The sequence below is a fragment of the Stenotrophomonas sp. G106K1 genome (assembly GCF_037969685.1).
Taxonomy (GTDB): domain Bacteria; phylum Pseudomonadota; class Gammaproteobacteria; order Xanthomonadales; family Xanthomonadaceae; genus Stenotrophomonas; species Stenotrophomonas lactitubi.
In genome coordinates this window covers 88712-103246 of the sequence record NZ_JBBPFR010000001.1, presented here as the reverse complement: position 1 = coordinate 103246, position 14535 = coordinate 88712, and the positions used below count along the sequence as shown (strand labels likewise).

14 protein-coding genes are annotated in these 14535 nt (G+C 66.4%); 8 read left to right on the top strand and 6 right to left on the bottom strand.

Annotation, left to right across the window (positions count from 1 at the left end; translation table 11 throughout):
* Positions 1-27: 27 nt before the first annotated feature.
* The 3 genes from dnaE (at position 28) to WKB25_RS00465 (ending at position 5618) form a co-directional block, all read left to right on the top strand.
* Positions 28-3606 (top strand): DNA polymerase III subunit alpha, encoded by a 3579-nt coding sequence (dnaE, locus tag WKB25_RS00475; protein WP_340568092.1) that lies wholly within the window; start codon positions 28-30, stop codon positions 3604-3606.
* A gap of 59 nt (positions 3607-3665) precedes the next feature.
* Entirely contained in the window at positions 3666-4529 is an 864-nt protein-coding gene (locus WKB25_RS00470) for a hypothetical protein (RefSeq protein ID WP_340568091.1), read from the top strand.
* Positions 4530-4658: 129 nt separating this feature from the next.
* On the top strand, positions 4659-5618 hold the full coding sequence (locus tag WKB25_RS00465) for an acetyl-CoA carboxylase carboxyltransferase subunit alpha (RefSeq protein WP_340568088.1): 960 nt from the start codon (positions 4659-4661) through the stop codon (positions 5616-5618).
* Between the two features lie 116 nt (positions 5619-5734).
* Here the strand turns inward: WKB25_RS00465 and WKB25_RS00460 are convergent, their stop codons facing one another.
* Positions 5735-6190, bottom strand: a complete 456-nt coding sequence (locus WKB25_RS00460) for a CopD family protein (protein WP_340568087.1) — start codon at positions 6188-6190, stop codon at positions 5735-5737.
* Positions 6191-6332: 142 nt separating this feature from the next.
* Between WKB25_RS00460 and WKB25_RS00455 the strand changes: the two genes are divergently transcribed.
* Together WKB25_RS00455 and phaZ are read left to right on the top strand one after the other, a co-directional pair.
* Positions 6333-6929, top strand: coding sequence for a class I SAM-dependent methyltransferase (locus tag WKB25_RS00455; protein ID WP_340568085.1), 597 nt, complete (start codon positions 6333-6335; stop codon positions 6927-6929).
* A gap of 87 nt (positions 6930-7016) precedes the next feature.
* The gene (gene phaZ / locus WKB25_RS00450; protein ID WP_340568083.1) at positions 7017-8324 is read left to right on the top strand and encodes a polyhydroxyalkanoate depolymerase; all 1308 of its coding nucleotides are present in this window, start codon (positions 7017-7019) and stop codon (positions 8322-8324) included.
* 148 nt (positions 8325-8472) lie between these two features.
* Here phaZ and WKB25_RS00445 read toward each other — a convergent pair whose 3' ends face one another.
* Positions 8473-9444, bottom strand: coding sequence for a sensor domain-containing protein (locus tag WKB25_RS00445; RefSeq protein WP_340568081.1), 972 nt, complete (start codon positions 9442-9444; stop codon positions 8473-8475).
* A complete protein-coding gene (locus tag WKB25_RS00440) occupies positions 9441-9806 on the bottom strand; it encodes a PadR family transcriptional regulator (protein WP_099821443.1) in 366 nt (121 codons plus the stop codon). The genes WKB25_RS00445 and WKB25_RS00440 overlap by 4 nt, the downstream gene beginning before the upstream one ends.
* A 136-nt stretch (positions 9807-9942) precedes the next feature.
* On the opposite strand from WKB25_RS00440, the gene WKB25_RS00435 reads away from it, so the two are divergent.
* On the top strand, positions 9943-10845 hold the full coding sequence (locus tag WKB25_RS00435; RefSeq protein WP_340568079.1) for a peptidylprolyl isomerase: 903 nt from the start codon (positions 9943-9945) through the stop codon (positions 10843-10845).
* Between the two features lie 112 nt (positions 10846-10957).
* On the opposite strand, the gene WKB25_RS00430 is transcribed toward WKB25_RS00435, so the two are convergent.
* Positions 10958-11830 carry a DMT family transporter gene (locus tag WKB25_RS00430; protein ID WP_340568077.1) on the bottom strand — a complete coding sequence of 291 codons (873 nt, stop codon included), beginning with the start codon at positions 11828-11830 and terminating at the stop codon, positions 10958-10960.
* Between the two features lie 116 nt (positions 11831-11946).
* Here WKB25_RS00430 and WKB25_RS00425 point away from each other — a divergent pair, with 116 nt between their 5' ends.
* Positions 11947-12891, top strand: a complete 945-nt coding sequence (locus WKB25_RS00425; protein ID WP_340568076.1) for a LysR substrate-binding domain-containing protein — start codon at positions 11947-11949, stop codon at positions 12889-12891.
* A 69-nt stretch (positions 12892-12960) separates the two neighbouring features.
* Positions 12961-13254: a hypothetical protein gene (locus WKB25_RS00420; protein WP_025877698.1), complete on the top strand. Its 294-nt coding sequence runs from the start codon at positions 12961-12963 to the stop codon at positions 13252-13254.
* Positions 13255-13296: 42 nt separating this feature from the next.
* Here WKB25_RS00420 and WKB25_RS00415 read toward each other — a convergent pair whose 3' ends face one another.
* On the bottom strand, positions 13297-14118 hold the full coding sequence (locus WKB25_RS00415; protein ID WP_340568073.1) for a DUF4349 domain-containing protein: 822 nt from the start codon (positions 14116-14118) through the stop codon (positions 13297-13299).
* Positions 14115-14471 carry a GFA family protein gene (locus WKB25_RS00410; protein WP_340568071.1) on the bottom strand — a complete coding sequence of 119 codons (357 nt, stop codon included), beginning with the start codon at positions 14469-14471 and terminating at the stop codon, positions 14115-14117. Before WKB25_RS00410 ends, WKB25_RS00415 begins: the two co-directional genes overlap by 4 nt.
* Positions 14472-14535: the final 64 nt, after the last annotated feature.

The window sequence follows — 14535 nt, the reverse complement described above, 5'->3', positions numbered from 1 at the left end:
GGCCTGCGCGCTCCAACCTGGTCCGGCATGTCCAACTCCCGCTTCGTACATCTCCACGTCCACACCGAGTTCTCGCTGGCGGACTCGACCATCCGCGTGCCGGCCAAGCCGGACCAGGCTGACCCGAAAAAAGCCAAGCAGGCCAACCTGCTGTCGCGCTCGGTCGAACTCGGACTGCCTGCGCTGGCGGTGACCGACCTCAACAACCTGTTTGCCCTGGTCAAGTTCTACAAGGCCGCCGAAGGCGTGGGCATCAAGCCCATCGCCGGCGCCGACGTGATGATCGCCGAGGAAGGCCAGGACCCGTGGCGGATGACGCTGTTGTGCCGCGACCGCGAGGGCTACCTGAGCCTGTCGCGGCTGCTGACCCGAGCATGGATGGAAGGCCATCGCCCCGAGGGCGGCGTGGCCGTGCACCCGGACTGGCTGAAGGCCGGCAACGCCAACCTGTTCGCCCTGGCCGGCCGTGACAGCCTGGCCGGGCGCCTGGCGCTGGATGGCAAGCACGATCTGGCCGAACAGCAGCTGGCCGACTGGCAGCGCGTGTTCGGCGACGGCCTGCACCTGGAGTTGACCCGTACCGGCCGTGACGGCGAAGAGAGCTTCAACCAGTTCGCGCTGATGGCCGCCGGCCAGCGCGGCCTGCCGGTGATCGCCAGCAACGACGTGCGCTTCCTGTCGCCGTCCGATTTCAGCGCGCACGAAGCACGTGTGTGCATCTCCACCGGCCGCGTGCTGGATGACCCCAAGCGCCCGCGCGAGTACAGCGACCAGCAGTACCTGAAGTCGGCCGAGGAGATGTGCGCGCTGTTTGCCGACATCCCCGATGCGATCGACAACACGCTGGCGCTGGCTGAGCGCTGCAACATCGAGATGCGCCTGGGCACCTACTTCCTGCCCGACTATCCGGTGCCCGACGACGAGACGCTGGACAGCTGGATCCGCAGCGAATCGCGCAAGGGCCTGGCCGCGCGCCTGGAAAAGAATCCCATCGCACCCGGCATGACCGCGCAGGATTACAGCGACCGCCTCGAGTTCGAGCTGGACACCATCATCAAGATGGGTTTCCCCGGCTACTTCCTGATCGTGGCCGACTTCATCCAGTGGGGCAAGGCGCAGGGCATCCCGATCGGTCCCGGCCGTGGTTCCGGTGCCGGCTCGCTGGTGGCGTGGGCGCTGCAGATCACCGATCTGGACCCGCTGCCTTACAACCTGCTGTTCGAGCGCTTCCTCAACCCCGAACGCGTGTCGATGCCCGACTTCGACATCGACTTCTGCATGGACCGCCGCGACGAAGTCATCGACTACGTCGCGCGCAAGTATGGCCGCGAGCGGGTCAGCCAGATCATCACCTACGGCACCATGGCGGCCAAGGCGGTGGTGCGCGACTCCGGCCGCGTGCTGGGCTTCCCCTATGGCCTGGTCGACGGCGTCGCCAAGCTGATCCCGAACATCCTCGGCATCTCGCTGAAGGACGCGATGGGTGAGGGCAAGGACAGCGAGATGGCCTCGCCCGAGCTGATCCAGCGCTACCAGAGCGAGGACGATGTCCGCGACCTGATCGACCTGGCGCGGCAGCTGGAGGACCTCACCCGCAACGCCGGCAAGCACGCCGGCGGCGTGGTGATCGCGCCCGAGCCGCTGAGCGAGTTCTGCCCGCTGTTCGCCGAACACGATGAAGAGGGCCGCGGCAAGAATCCGGTCACCCAGTTCGACAAGAACGACGTTGAAGAAGTCGGCCTGGTGAAGTTCGACTTCCTCGGCCTGCGCACGCTGACGATCATCGACTGGGCGGTGAAGGCGATCAACAAGCGCCACGAGCGCGCCGGCATTCCGCCGGTGGACATCACCCAGCTGCCGCTGGACGATGCGCCCACCTACAAGGACATCTTCGCCTCGGGCAATACCGGTGCGGTGTTCCAGTTCGAATCCTCGGGCATGCGCCGCCTGCTGAAGGACGCCAAGCCCGACCGTTTCGAAGATCTGATCGCGCTGGTGTCGCTGTACCGGCCCGGCCCGATGGACCTGATTCCCTCCTTCGTCGACCGCAAGCACGGGCGCGAAGACGTGGAGTATCCCGATCCGCGCACCGAGCGCATCCTGCGCGACACCTACGGCATCATGGTGTACCAGGAGCAGGTGATGCAGATGGCGCAGATCGTCGGCGGCTACTCGCTGGGCGGCGCCGATCTGCTGCGCCGTGCGATGGGCAAGAAGGTGCCGGCGGAAATGGCCAAGCACCGCGAGATTTTCCGCGAAGGTGCGGCCAAGGACGGCGTCGGCGAAGCCAAGGCCGATGCGATCTTCGACCTGATGGAGAAGTTCGCCGGCTACGGCTTCAACAAGTCGCACGCCGCCGCCTACGCCCTGGTCAGTTACCAGACGGCCTGGCTCAAGCGTCACTACCCGGCCGAGTTCATGGCCGCGACGCTGTCTTCGGACATGGACAACACCGAGAAGGTGGTCGGCTTCCTGGACGAGGTGCGCAACCTCGGCCTGACCGTGCTGCCGCCGAAGGTGAACCAGTCCGCCTTCATGTTTGAAGCGGCCACGCCGGACACCATCCAGTACGGCCTGGGAGCGATCAAGGGCGTCGGCCAGGGTGCCTGCGAAGCAGTGGTGGAGGAACGCCTGCGCGGCGGCGACTACACCGATCTGCTCGACTTCTGCACCCGCATCGGTTCGGCCAAGCTCAACCGGCGCACGCTGGAAGCCATGATCAACTGCGGTGCGCTGGATGAGCTGGGCCACAACCGTGCCTCGCTGATGCTGCAGCTGCCGGAAGTGATCAAGGCCACCGAACAGATGGCGCGCGAGCGTGCGTCCGGCCAGAATTCGCTGTTTGGCGGTCCGGATCCGGGCGCGACGACGATCCAGCTCGACCTGCCGCAAGCCGAGGAGTGGCCGCTGCTGCAACGCCTCAACGGCGAGCGCGACACGCTGGGCTTCTACCTCAGCGGCCACCCGTTCGACCCGTGGCGCGATGACGTGCGCGATCTGGTCGGTACCGACCTTGGCTCGGTGGAAAAGATCTGGAGCGCCAACAGCAACAGTGGTGGCGGCGAAAAGCGCTGGCGCCCGGAAGTGCAGACCGTGCTTGCCGGCCAGGTGGTCGGCGTGCGCCGCAAGGGCGAGAGCCAGATCTTCATCCAGCTGGAAGATGGTCGTGGCCGCGTCGAATGCAGCGCGTTCTCCGATGCCATGGCCGAGTTCGGCCACCTGATGACCAAGGACCGCATCCTTGTAGTCAAGGGCGGCCTGCGCGAAGACGAATTCAATGGCGGCTTCGCGTTGCGCATCCGCCAGTGCTGGGACTTCGACGAGGTCTGCGCGAACTACGCCACGCGCCTGTCGCTGCGGCTGGACCTGCGCCAGCAGCGGCCCGTGTGGGAGCGCATCGACGCCCTGCTCGACCGCCATCGCCCCGGCCGTACGCCCCTGCGCCTGGACTTGCTGCTGAAGGGCCCCGATGGCGGCATCGCCGGCATGCTCGATGTTTCCGGGCAGAGCGCGGTGCGTGTCGATTCCAAGCTGATGGAGGCGCTGCGCGCCGAACCGGCCGTGCGCACGCTGAAGGTGCGCTACAGCCCGCCGTGGGCCAACTGAGGCTGGCCCCGAATCCGTTGTTGTTTTCCCGCTGCATACGTCAAGGACGATTGCCTGCAATGAAGAACCTGTTGTTGCCGATGATGGCCGCGCTTGCGCTGGCCGGCTGTTCCTCCAAGGTCGATTTCGAGATCGACAACCCGACCGATGCGCCGCTGGCGATCAGTATCGATGGCAAGGACCTGCCGGTGGCCGCGCACGCATCGCGGCCGATCAGCCTGGCTGCCGGCGAGCATCACCTGCATGCCGACCGCCTGGGCGAAGTGCGCTTCATCGTCTACGCCGATGGCCGCGGCGGCCTGATCAACCCCAGCCTCAGCGAGTACGTGACCGCGCGCGAGATCTATGTGACCGGCGAGGACAAGCTGAAGAACTTCGGCGTCAGCGGCCTGGGCATCGAGCTGGGTGGGGTCGAGTTCAAGGGACCGTTCGAGAAGCACCACGGCCTGTTCATCGACAAGACCTGGAACTTCGGCGTGCGCGAGCCGTTCCCCGAGGAGCAGGTTGTTGCCCACGTCGATTCGACCGGCGGCAGGATCAGCACCAAGATCTTCACCGCGCCGGACTTCATCGCCTATGTCGAGGCCGGCATGGGCGAGCCCGGTGCCTACAAGCGCGAGCAGCCCGCCGGCTACGTGGCGCCCGCCTACACGCTGCAACCGGCGCCCGCGCTGCCTGCGCTGGACCCGGCCTTCGAGGCCCATGCCGGTCCCGTGCGCGACATCTATGCGCGCTGGCTGAAGGCCACGACGGCCAGCGAGCAGAAGGCCCTGCGCAAGGAAGACTTCCAGGCGCAGATGGCCTTCACCCACGCCACCATGACGCTGGGCGCGAAGCTGCCGGTGGCGGCAAACCAGGCCTACAACGACTTCGTGACGATCCGCAGCACCGAAATGGCCCGCAGCGCGCTGGTCCTGCCCTGAACCGGCGGCCGGCGGCCCGACTGGCGCCGCCGGCCCCCACTGCGCTACCGTCGGTTTCCAGACGAAGGCGTACGGGCCGTTCCTGCGCATTCGGCTAGAATTCCCCTCTTCTTTACACGACGGCTTCCGATGAATCCGAACTACCTCGACTTCGAGCAACCCATCGCCGACCTGGAAGCCAAGATCCAGGAACTGCGCAACGCCAGTGCCGGGCCGGCGGTCAATGTCGAGGCCGAAGTGCATGCGCTGCAGGACAAGCTGCGCGTGCGTACCGCACAGATCTTCCGCAACCTGACCTCGTGGCAGGTGCTGCAGCTGGCCCGCCACCCGTCGCGCCCGTACACCGCCGACTACATCCGCATCATCTGCGATGAGTTCCAGGAACTGGCCGGCGACCGTGCCTTCGCTGACGACAAGGCGATCATGGGCGGCCTGGCCCGCATCAATGGCCGCTCGGTGATGGTCATCGGCCACCAGAAGGGCCGCGACACCAAGGAAAAGATCAAGCGCAACTTCGGCATGCCCAAGCCCGAGGGCTACCGCAAGGCGCTGCGCCTGATGAAGATGGCCGAGCGTTTCGGCCTGCCGGTACTGACCCTGATCGATACCGCCGGCGCCTGGCCGGGCATCGATGCCGAGTCGCGCGGCCAGTCCGAAGCGATCGCGCGCAACCTGATCGAGATGGCCGAGCTGAAGGTGCCGATCATCTGCACCGTGATCGGTGAAGGCGGCTCCGGCGGCGCGCTGGCGCTGGGCGTGGGCGACCGCACCGTGATGCTGGAATACGCGGTGTACTCGACCATCACCCCGGAAGGCTGCGCCTCGATCCTGTGGAAGGACGCCGGCAAGGCCAAGGACGCCGCCGAGCAGCTCGGCCTGACCGCGCCGCGCCTGAAGAGCCTGGGCCTGGTCGACAAGGTCGTGCGCGAGCCGACCGGCGGCGCCCACCGCAACCCGACGCAGATGGCCAAGCGCCTGAAGGCCGTGCTGCTGAACGAGCTGGACGCGCTGGATGCGCTGTCCACCCAGGAGCTGCTGGACCAGCGCTACAAGCGCCTGCGCAGCTACGGCACGTACGAAGCCGCTTGATCGCTTACTGACGTCGGATACAAAAAAAGAGCCGGGCAGATGCCCGGCTCTTTTTGTTTGCACCTAGCAGGGCATCCACGCATGGCGTGGATCTACTGGGTGCAGCTGACGCCCCCTCAGAACGGCTTGGCCAGCACCAGCCACACGATCGGAATGAACGCCAGCAACGGAATCTCGTTGATCCAGCGCAGCGCGCGCGAGGAAGGCAGCGCCCTGCCCTTGGCCACCCCCTTGAGCAGGCGTCCGATCCAGATGAAGTTCGCCAGCAGCAGCACCACCAGGCCCAGCTTGGCATGCAGCCAGCCCGCGCCGCCCGGGGCGACCATGGTCGGGAAATCCGGAATCACCTTGTAGCCCAGCCACAGCACCAGGCCGAGCACGAATGCCAGGCCGAACATCGAATGGCCGAAGCGGTACAGGCGCATGCCCATCAGCTGAAGGCGCTCGACCACCGCCGGCTGCCCCGCCGTCTCGGAAAGGTTCACCAGGATGCGCGGCAGGTAGAACACCGTGGCCATCCACGCCACCACGAACACGATGTGGAAGGTCTTGACCCAGTAATAGCTCTGCATGCGCTCGCTCCGGCGGCTGGCGTGGATGTCCGCTCATTGTCGCAGTAGAGCCACCCCATGGGTGGCTGGCGCGACACATCGACGCATGGTGTGCTGCAACGCCGTACGATAGGCGCCGATTTCACCACTGCACCCGAACGCCATGGACAAGACCTACGACGCCGCCTACTTCCAGCGCTGGTACCGCCGCGCCGACATCGGCGGCAGCGCGCGCCTGGCGCGCAAGGTCGCCCTCGCCGTAGCGACGGCCGAGTACTACCTGGAACGACCGATCCGCAGCGTGCTGGACATCGGCTGCGGCGAAGGCGCCTGGCGCGCGCCGCTGCTGAAACTGCGTCCGAAGGTCGAATACCTCGGTTTCGACAGCAGCGAGTACGCTGTGCGCCGCTACGGCCGGACCCGCAACCTGCACCTGGCCAGCTTCGGCGATTTCGCCTGGCTGCGGCCCTGCGCCCCGGTCGACCTGCTGGTCTGTTCGGACGTGATGCACTACGTGCCCAACCGCGAACTGCGCGCGGGCCTGGCCGGTGTCGCCGAGCTGACCGCAGGCATGGCGTTCCTGGAGACTTTCGCCGCCGAAGATGAATTCGAGGGCGACCATGACGACTTCCAGTCGCGTCCGGCCCGCTGGTACCGGCGCGAGCTGAGCCGCCAAGGCCTGCAGGCGGTCGGTTCCCAACTCTGGCTGGGGCCAGCACTGGCCGGTGAAGCGGCCGCACTGGAGCAGGCCGCCCGCTGAATACCGCCCATTGAGTGCGCTTAACGTCCGGGACAGTCGGATGCGCTATGCTGCGCGGCAACATAAGACCATACATATTCGGTCGGCATGCTCTATCAACTGCACGAACTGACCCGCAACCTGCTCGCCCCCTGGGTGCACCAGGCCCAGGCCAACGCCAAGTTCTTCGCCAACCAGGGACACTGGTGGTCGCAGATGCCCGGCGCTGATCGCCTGGCGGCGGTCAATGAGCTGTTCCATCGCATCGGCAAGGATTACGAGAAGCCCGAATGGGGCATCAACGAAATCGAGGTCGAGGGCGAGCGCGTGCCGATCGTGGTGCACGAGGAACTCAGCAAGCCGTTCTGCAAGCTGCTGCGCTTCAAGCGCCACAGCAATGAAGCCGACCAGCTGCACACCATGCTCAACCAGCCGTTCGTGCTGGTGGTGGCGCCGTTGTCGGGCCATCACGCCACGCTGCTGCGCGACACCGTGCGCACGCTGCTGCGCGACCACCGCGTGTACGTGACCGACTGGGTCGACGCGCGCATGGTGCCCGGCAGCGAAGGCGAGTTCGGACTGGACGATTACATCGCCTACATCCAGGAGTTCATCCGCCATCTTGGCGTGGAGCGCCTGCACGTGGTCAGTGTCTGCCAGCCGACCGTACCGGTGCTGGCCGCGGTGTCATTGATGGCCAGCCGCGGTGAACCGACGCCGCGCACGCTGGTGATGATGGGCGGCCCGATCGATGCGCGCTGCAGCCCGACCGCGGTCAACAACCTGGCCACGCAGAACCCGCTGTCGTGGTTCGAGAACAATGTCATCCACACCGTGCCGGCCAGCTATCCCGGTGCCGGTCGCCGCGTGTATCCCGGCTTCCTGCAGCACGCCGGCTTCCTGTCGATGAATCCCAGCCGCCACTTCAGCTCGCACTGGGATTTCTACACCGACCTGGTGAAGGGCGACCTGGAGGATGCCGACGCGCATCGCAATTTCTACGACGAGTACAACGCCGTGCTGGACATGCCGGCCAAGTACTACCTGGACACCATTTCCGTGGTGTTCCAGGACTTCCTGCTGCCGCGCGGCGAATGGTTCGTCAACGGCGAAAAAGTCGATCCGTCGGCGATCCGCGATACCGCGCTGCTGAGCATCGAAGGCGAACTGGACGATATCGCCGGCCTCGGCCAGACCGAAGCGGCACAGTCGCTGTGCACCGGCATTGCTGCTGACCGCCGCGAGCATTTCATCGTCGAAGGCGCGGGCCACTACGGCATCTTCAGTGGCCGCCGCTGGCGCGAAGTGGTCTACCCGAAGGTACGTGACTTCTTCGCCGCGCATGCCGAAGCACCGGCAGCGAAGGCCACGAAGAAGAAGAGCAACGTCACCCCGCTGCGCCGCAAGGCGGGGTAACCCGCCCTGCATCCGGTAGTGCCGGCCGCTGGCCGGCATCTGCTGGTAGATGCCAACCTTGGTTGGCGCTCTGCCGTGAATCCCGATGCCGGCGGCATCGTGCCAACCAAGGTTGGCACCTACCAACGCGGGATCCGACCCCGACGGCCTACAACCGCACCAGCAGGTTCTTGGCCAGCATGCCGTGCAGCTTGCCGATGCCGCGTGCCAGGTGCATCGTCAGCAGCAGCAGCAACACGCCCACCGCTGCAACCACGATGGCCACCAGCGGCGAGGCCGCCATCGGCAGCACGTTCACGTCGTTGATGTAGATGCCGGGGATGTCGCCGCTGAAGATCGCCGCCACCGGTGCCCAGATCAAACCCAGCGACAGCGACAGCAGGGTCACCGCGATGGTGAAGTAGATGATGCCCAACGGCAGCATCAGCACGAAGTACAGCAGGGTCAGCCAGGTGCGGCCGTCGGTGAACATGTCGCCGACACGCTGCAGCCAGCTGCGGCTGCGGTCGGTGTACTGCGGCCGGCGCGGCATGCGTTCGCCCAGCAGCGCTTCCACCAGCCGCCCTTCCAGCAACGCCAGTCCACGCACCGAGCCGAAGAACAGCACCGTCAGCGGCACGCCGATGATCAGGATCAGCAGGCCCAGCGACAGCGACAGGCCGGTGACCACCCAGGTGAAGAAGAAGATGCCGGTGGCCAGCGACAACAGCATGTAGAACAGTGCGCCGTAGGTATGCGGGTCGGTCACCACGCCAAAGAAGCGCGCCAGCAGCGAACGCTGCGCCGCCGGTGCAGCACCGCTGGCCTCGGCCGCTGCACGCAGCACCGGGCCCGTGTCGGCCCGCGGCGTACGCAGCGCGCGGTTCACCGTGAGCTCGGTTTCGCGATAGATCTCCGCCACCTCGTCCGGTGCACCGTAGCTGCCGGCAACATCGGCGATGACTTCGGCTTCGCTGCGGCCGGGTTGCGCTGCCAGTTCAGAACGCAGGTACTCCTCGGCGTCGTACAGGGCGTCCTGCACCATCGCCGGATCGGCACCGTCCAGCGCCGCACGCAACTGCGCCAGGTACTGCGGAATGGTGCTGGGCAGACTGTTGCCTGCCAGGTTCAGGTCGTTCATTGCGGTACCCCCTCCAACACGGAATCGACGGAATCACGGGTGTCACGCCAGGCCTGGCGCCATTGCTCCAGCACCTCCCGGCCACGCGCGTTGATGCGGTAGTAGCGGCGCGGCGGCCCACTGCTGGACGGCTCCACATGGCTCTCCAACAGGCCGGCGCCCTCAAGGTTGCGCAGCACCGGGTACAGCGCGCTCTGCTTGCCACTGAGCACGCCCTCGCCCACCCGTTCCAGCTCCTTGGCGATCAGGTAGCCGTACAGCGGCTCACCGGCGCGGGCCAGCACCGCCAGCAGGGCCAACGAGACCGTGCCGGCGCTGAGCTCCTTCTGGAACTTCTTCAGGTGGACATCGTCCTCGGACATGACCGGCCCTCCACTACGTTGAAGTCAACAATAGTGCGAAGTTCGGTATAGCGAATGTGTCGTTAGTCATCCTGTCGGTTGGCGTGGCCGTGCGGCTCGCGCAGAATCGAGGCCTCGTTCATGTTCCGGGGATCCCATGCCGCACCGTCGCCGTCTTGCCCTGACCACCTTCGCCCTGGCCTGCCTGCTGCCCTCGCTGGCCAGCGCGGCCACGCCCTACCGCAGCCCGCAGCAGATCCTGGATGCCTCCGCGGCCAGCGATTGGCGCACCCCGGACCCGGCCAACCTGCTGTACATGGACCTGCCGGCCGGTCGGGTAATCATCGAGCTGGCGCCGCAGTTCGCCCCGCGCCATGTCGGCAACATCCAGACCTTGGCCCACGAGCACTTCTGGGACGGCACCAGCATCTACCGCTCGCAGGACAACTTCGTGGTGCAGTTCGGCGATGCCGACGCCGACGATGCCGCCAAGGCCAAGCCATTCGGCAGCGCCGCGCGCAAGCTGCCGGCCGAGTTCGAGCGTGCCAATACCGGTTTGAAGGTAAGCGTGCTGCCGGATCGCGATGGCTGGGCAGTGCAGACCGGCTTCGTCGACGGCTTCCCGGTCGGTCAGGACCCGCAGGCCGGCAAGGCCTGGCTGGCGCACTGCTACGGCATGCTGGGTGCAGGCCGCAGCAACGAGGAAGACAGCAGCATCGGTGCAGAACTCTATGTGGTGACCGGCCAGTCGCCCCGCCAGCTGGACCGCAACATCACCCTGGTCGGCCGCGTGCTGAAGGGCATGGAACTGCTCAGCGCGATCCCGCGTGGACCGGCACCGATGGGCTTCTACGCCGACCCGACGCTGCGCACGCCGATCGTGTCGATCCGCCGCGCCAGCGACGTGCCGGTAACCGAACGCACGCCGATCCAGGTGCTGCGAACCGATTCGAAGACCTTCGCCGACACGGTGGAGGCGCGTCGCAACCGCGTGGATGATTTCTACAAGCGCCCGGCGGGGCATATCGATCTGTGCAATATCCCGGTGCCGGTGCGGTAGCGCCGGGCCATGCCCGGCGAGCGTAGCGGCGGGTTGGCAATGCGAAGCGGAAAGCATCCACGCATGGCGTGGATCTACTGTAGAGCCGAGCCACGCTCGGCTGCAGGAATCATCAGCCCTTCTGGCTGACCGCCACGCTGCCCAGAATCAACGCACCGGCAATCAACATCTGCACCGTCACTGCTTCGCCCAGGAACAACCAGGCGAACGCAGCACCGAACAACGGCACCAGGTAGGTCACGGTTGACGCACGCGACGGGCCGATGCGGCCGATCAGGCGATAGAACATCAGGAAGGCGAATCCGGTGCAGACCACGCCCAGTGCGATCGCCGCGCCCCATGCCTTGCCCGGAATCGAGCCCTGCGGCAGATGCGTGAGCGCCATCGGCAACAACCACAATGAGGCGCATGACAGCGTGGCGGCGGCGGCCGCAGCCGAGGGCAGACCGGTCATGTGCCGCTTCACCAGGTTCACGCCCAGACCGTACAGCAGGGACGCCGCCGCACCGGCCAGCACGGCCGTGCCGATGCTCAACCCCGAGATCTTGGCCGTGGCCAGCACCACCACGCCGGCAAAACCGACCAGCAGCGCGCCGGCACGGCGCACACCGATCTTCTCGCCGAAGAACAGGAAGGCAATCAGTGCGGCGAACAACACCGTCATCGCATTGCAGATCGCACCGATGGCGGCCGGCGCACGCTCTGCGGCGTACGCGAACAGCACGAACGGCAACGCCGAATTGACCAGACCAATCGGCGCCAACCACAACCAGCGGCGCGGCGGGAACTGCGCGCGGGCGCGCCACAGGAACGGCAGCAGCACCAGCGCGCCCAGCACCAGCCGCACCTCGACCAGGGCGAACGGACCGAACGAGGGCACCGCCACGCGCATGAACAGGAACGAGCAGCCCCAGATCGCGCCGAGCAGGGTCAGTTCCAGCGGTGTGCGCCAATCACGCTCGGTCGCCTGGGATATCGCATTCATCTTCTGTGTCCGTCCGTCATCGTGGCGCTGGTCTGGCCACACAGGATCGGCCGCAGACGCCCGCTGCACAAGCGCGTAGTATCGCTGCCAGCCACAAATATGGCTTGAGGCTGGACATGCTGCTACGCCCTTCCCTGCTCCCCGCACTGGCCGTGTTCGCGGTCGCCGCGCGCCATCAGAACTTCGCCCAGGCGGCGCAGGAACTGCATCTGACCGCCAGCGCGGTCAGCCACCATGTGCGTCGTCTGGAAGAGGTACTGGCCACGCGCCTGTTCCTGCGCCATGCGCGTGGGGTACGCCTGACGGCCGAGGGCCGGCAGTTGGCCGACGCCGCCAGCGCGGCGTTCACCGATGTCGCCGCCGTCGCCCACCATCTGCAACCGGACGCGGACAGCGTGCCGCTGCGGATCTCTACGCTGCGCTCATTGTCGTATTGCTGGCTGTTGCCACGGCTGCCGCGTTTCACCCAGGCCCATCCACACATCCGCATCGAGCTGCACACGGGTAGTGGCCTGGACCGCTACGACGAAAACGGCCCGGAGGTCGGCATCCGCTACGGACTGGGCCAATGGCCCGGGCTGCACGCGCAGCACCTGATGGACGACAATCTGTTTCCCGTGGCGTCGCCGGCGCTGCCGGGTGTCGAAGCACTACAGGACCCGGCCCGCATCGCTGAACTGCCACTGCTGAGCGATCTGTCACCACAGGGCTGGCGCGACTGGTTCCGCCATGCTGGCGTGCGTCCGCCGTCACCGTTGCCGGCGATGCATACCTTCGCCGACAGTACCGACGCGATGCGCGCGGCGGTGTATGGCATGGGCGCGGTGCTGGCACGCACCCACGTCGCCCAGCCATATCTGCAGCGCTATGAGCTGGTGCGCCTGCCGGGCCCTGCACTGAAGGCACGCTACGCGTACTACGTGGTGCATGCCGAAGGGCGACCACCCAGCCCTGCCGCGCGGCTGTTCATCGACTGGTTGCTGGTCCAGGCGCAGGACGAACGCACGCCGGTTCCCGCGTTGCCTGACAGCCTGCTGGGGCGCCCGAGCACACCCGGCTGACTGCGCCCTCACCCGATCTTTGCCCGGCGCTGGCTAGGCTGCAGGCGAACCCCACAACGTGCTTCCGCCATGGCCCTGCTGCGACTGCGAATTACCGGAACCGAAGACGATGCCCGTGCGATCAGCGACCTGCTGCTCGGCCTGGAAGGTATCGAACACGTCGAAGAGACCGACGACCTGATGCCGCACATGGATGACGATGATTCCAGTTCGGCCGGCCTGTCCGACGACATCGGCCCGGGTACCCACGAACTGGAAGTGGAAGTAGGCAACGAGAGCACCGCGCAGAAGGTGCGCGATGCGGTGCAGGAACTTGCGCTGGAACTGGATGTGTTCGTCGAATACGAAACCGACGAAGGCTGATCCGCAGGAGTGCCGGCCAGCGGCCGGCACTACCTGTTCCGGTCAGGTTTTCGGCGGCAGCTTACGACGGCGACGACGGATCAGCGCACGGACGATCCAGGCCATCACCAGCGCCACCACGCCCACCGGCAGCAAAGCGGCCGCAGCACGGATCAGGAATGCCACGCTGGTGCTGAGGATGCTGCCCGACTCGCTCAGTGCTTCGCCGATCTCGCTGCGGCTGCGCTGGCCCGAGGTGGTGTCGAAATGCATCGTCACCAGCTGGGTATCGATGCGCCTGCGCTGCTGTGCCGCGTCCTTGGTGGCCTGCTCCACACCCGCCTCGATCTCCGACAGGCGCGTGGTGATCGCCATCAGATCCTCGATCTTCAGGTCGCCGCGGTCCTGGTAGGACAGCAACCGCGCGTGCTCCTTCTCCAGGCGCGCCTTGGTCAGCGCGGTGTCGGCCACCTGCTGGGCCAGGTCCTCGGCACGCGTATTGCGCGCCTGCAGCGTGCCACCTTCGCCGGCCAGGCCGATCAGCGACTCCACGCCCTTCGGCGCGATGCGTACCTTGACCTCGCCACTGGGCTGTTCGCCACTGCGCTGATCCACCTGCAGCACCGCGCACTCACCGAACTTTGCGTTCTGGCACGCCTGTGCCACCTGCTGGATGCGCGGCGCGATCTGTGCCGCTTCCAGCTGCACCTGCACATCGTGCTCATAGGCCAGGAAGGCGCCTTCCGGCGAAGCGACAGCGGCATCGGCATCGGCAGCGACTGCACCGGCCTCCTGCGCTCGCTCACCGTTCTTGGCACAGGCCGCCAGCGCCAGCAGCAATGCCGGCACGATAACCACGCGCGTCCACACGCGGCGCGCCGTCATCGCGAGGCTCCGTCGAACGAGGTGATCGACAATCCACCAAGCTCGACCTGCGGCAGGCAGCGCACGTTGATCGCCACCATCGGCAGACCACTGCGCGGGTCCACCGCCTCGCTGTACGGCGCGGTGCCGCACGCGCGGCAGTGATGGTGATCGATGTTGTGGGTGTTGAACTGGTAGGTCGCCACGTCGGCGATATCGGTGCCCAGCAGGAACGCCTCGCGCGGGGCGAACCAGAGCAGGCTGCCGCGGCGGCGGCACATCGAGCAGTTGCAGTCGATGACGTCCTTGATGGGTGCATCAGCCTGCACGGTGAATGCGATCCTGCCGCAATGGCAGCTTCCCTGGTATTCCATGTCCTGCGCTCCGCTGGAGGTCCTTGTGTATGCCCATGGTAATCCTATGGCACGGGGACAAAGC

Excerpts from the sequence above, each read along its gene's own strand:
- WKB25_RS00440 (WP_099821443.1), bottom strand. The coding sequence starts at position 9,806 with ATGTCCGAGGACGATGTCCACCTGAAGAAGTTCCAGAAGGAGCTCAGC.
- phaZ (WP_340568083.1), top strand. The coding sequence starts at position 7,017 with ATGCTCTATCAACTGCACGAACTGACCCGCAACCTGCTCGCCCCCTGG.
- WKB25_RS00425 (WP_340568076.1), top strand. The coding sequence starts at position 11,947 with ATGCTGCTACGCCCTTCCCTGCTCCCCGCACTGGCCGTGTTCGCGGTC.
- WKB25_RS00445 (WP_340568081.1), bottom strand. The coding sequence starts at position 9,444 with ATGAACGACCTGAACCTGGCAGGCAACAGTCTGCCCAGCACCATTCCG.
- WKB25_RS00470 (WP_340568091.1), top strand. The coding sequence starts at position 3,666 with ATGAAGAACCTGTTGTTGCCGATGATGGCCGCGCTTGCGCTGGCCGGC.
- WKB25_RS00410 (WP_340568071.1), bottom strand. The coding sequence starts at position 14,471 with ATGGAATACCAGGGAAGCTGCCATTGCGGCAGGATCGCATTCACCGTG.
- WKB25_RS00455 (WP_340568085.1), top strand. The coding sequence starts at position 6,333 with ATGGACAAGACCTACGACGCCGCCTACTTCCAGCGCTGGTACCGCCGC.
- WKB25_RS00465 (WP_340568088.1), top strand. The coding sequence starts at position 4,659 with ATGAATCCGAACTACCTCGACTTCGAGCAACCCATCGCCGACCTGGAA.
- WKB25_RS00460 (WP_340568087.1), bottom strand. The coding sequence starts at position 6,190 with ATGCAGAGCTATTACTGGGTCAAGACCTTCCACATCGTGTTCGTGGTG.
- WKB25_RS00435 (WP_340568079.1), top strand. The coding sequence starts at position 9,943 with ATGCCGCACCGTCGCCGTCTTGCCCTGACCACCTTCGCCCTGGCCTGC.
- WKB25_RS00420 (WP_025877698.1), top strand. The coding sequence starts at position 12,961 with ATGGCCCTGCTGCGACTGCGAATTACCGGAACCGAAGACGATGCCCGT.
- dnaE (WP_340568092.1), top strand. The coding sequence starts at position 28 with ATGTCCAACTCCCGCTTCGTACATCTCCACGTCCACACCGAGTTCTCG.
- WKB25_RS00415 (WP_340568073.1), bottom strand. The coding sequence starts at position 14,118 with ATGACGGCGCGCCGCGTGTGGACGCGCGTGGTTATCGTGCCGGCATTG.
- WKB25_RS00430 (WP_340568077.1), bottom strand. The coding sequence starts at position 11,830 with ATGAATGCGATATCCCAGGCGACCGAGCGTGATTGGCGCACACCGCTG.